Here is a 2,188-nt window from a genome sequence, read left to right on the forward strand (position 1 = left end):
CCCTGGGTGATTTATGTTTTGAAACCGGCAAAAAAGTAGAGACTCTTGCTCTAAGGGGATGTTATCATCCCCTCTTTTCCCTCAGGATGATAACATCCTGAGGGAGCAATATTTATGTTTTGAAATAAAAGTAGAGACGCATGGCTATGCGTCTCTACAGAACTACAGAACCCTTTACGACCCTGAAGGGTCACATCCCGAACATCTATTGGGCGAGTCCGCCTTCGGCGGATCGCCCTTACATCTCACGTCTTACATCTAATCTCTCTTTCAAGAATTTTTCTTTATTTTTCTTGACAAACTCTATACTTGGAGTTTAAATTCACACAACAAATTCACTTAAGGGAGGTGAAACAGATGAAAAAGCTTGTTATCCTGTTAATCCCGGTTTTGGTTCTCGTTTTCTTAAGCTGCAGTCAGGAAAAGGCGGTGCAGCAGATGATGCAGAACAAAGAGATAGCCACGATGATGATGACCAAGATGATGGAAAATCCGGATATGAAGTCCGAGGTTATGCAGAAGATGATGCAGGACCCTGACGTCATGGGCAAGATGATGGATACAATGGTCGGGGATACCACCATGGCCATGACCATGATCGACAAGATGATGGCAAATGACTGGGCAAAGAATGCGATCTCCAAAAAAGTAACGGAGATGAAAGCACCGAAGAAAAAATAGGGGCTACTTCGAGAAATCAGCAAAACTTTCGGCTAACAAAAACTTAAGCGCCATTTTGTGAAGAAAAGATGGCGCTTTTGATTTTCTCTGTGGTGTAGAGGTAGGTCGGGCTGTCCCGGCAAAGCCGGGATTGCCCGACAATCGTTTTATTTCGGCGACTCTTGTCAGACCAGTGTCGGGTAGCTGACGCAACCCGACCTACCTTCCACCTTCCAATATAAAGATTTCTTATTTTCCTTTTTGTTGATTGATCAAACTATCCAGATTTTCTATTTCTTTTTTATAATATGCCTGCTGATTCATTAAATAGGATCCGGTTTTACTCCTTTTATTCGGATCCTGAATGGTATCCAGACAAGATATCTCACGTTCATACTTTATCAAGAAAACCTCAGAAAGACCCTTGCGAATCTCCAAGTTGTCCAGACAACAGTGTGCTTGATAGGAGAAAATATACAGTATCTCCTCGTCATCATCCGAGAGTTCATCCTTTTTCTTAAGTTCCTCAATGAAATTGAAACTCTCCCTTACATCTGTTTGAGCATCCTCTGTTCTTATGGCCTTTAGCGCCCTAAACCGACTGGCGTTAACACCAAGGCTCTCGAGTCGGGCTATTAGATTTTCGTATTTCTGGAAGAATTCGTTTTCTACATTTCTAGGAATATGACGTTCCAAAAGCCAATCCCCGTTATACAATAGGCTTTTTAAAACCTCAATTGAATCAGTTCGATTATAAATTTCTGCTTCCTCGAACCATTCCTGAACTAAAGGAGATAAACCTATCTCAATATCAGTTTCGGGCTCAAAATCCTTGAAATTCCAGGAAATCTGGTGATCTTTGATTTTATATCCGGTCGGTCGTATGGAATAAGTAAAACGGGGATCAAGTTTGCCTAAATCGAATACGATTAAAGCGCTTTCAATTGTCCCCTTCCACAAAGCACCTGTCGTCAAAATATAATTCAGCTCAGTAGTACCATCTGATATATATAACCCCCCAAAATTGTAAGTATTCTTAACTATTCTTTTTTGTCCCTTTTTAAAAGGCACTTTCCACACATAAGCTAACGGATAGTAAGGCACGGTCTTTCTAGGGCTTTCTATACCGGTCTTATGCTGTGTATTAACCTCTTTCCCGTCTACATAGCATTTGAAATCTTGGATTGTCCCTCTGCTTGTATCTGCTCCCGGTCCTTCATCTGTCAAATCCGGAAATCCCACCTGTATCTCTGTTGCCTCTCCAGTATTCCTCAAGATGAAAGTACAGGTAACCTCCCAACGTCTTCCTGCCGGACGAACCATAACCGTCTCAGCCACCATCTCAATCTCCTTATTCTCGATCGGCCAGACGGTCTCTCCCTCACCTGCAAATTCTGCATCGTCAGCGCGGGTAGTAGACAATGAAAGCAGGGAAAAAAGAATGATCCAGAAGTAAATAAGCTTCATTTTCATCTTAGTTCACTCAGAGGTAGGTCGGGCTGTCCAGCCAGAGGCGGGACTGCCCGAC

General features: G+C 42.6%; 2 protein-coding genes. One reads left to right on the forward strand and one right to left on the reverse strand.

Annotated features, from left to right (window positions below):
- Positions 1-357: 357 nt before the first annotated feature.
- Positions 358-681, forward strand: coding sequence for a hypothetical protein (locus tag MUP17_13035; GenBank protein MCJ7459893.1), 324 nt, complete (start codon positions 358-360; stop codon positions 679-681).
- Between the two features lie 228 nt (positions 682-909).
- Here the strand turns inward: MUP17_13035 and MUP17_13040 are convergent, their stop codons facing one another.
- Positions 910-2,133 carry a DUF4424 domain-containing protein gene (locus tag MUP17_13040; GenBank protein MCJ7459894.1) on the reverse strand — a complete coding sequence of 408 codons (1,224 nt, stop codon included), beginning with the start codon at positions 2,131-2,133 and terminating at the stop codon, positions 910-912.
- Positions 2,134-2,188 lie beyond the last annotated feature (55 nt).

It is taken from the genome of Candidatus Zixiibacteriota bacterium, assembly GCA_022865345.1.
Taxonomy (GTDB): domain Bacteria; phylum Zixibacteria; class MSB-5A5; order MSB-5A5; family RBG-16-43-9; genus RBG-16-43-9.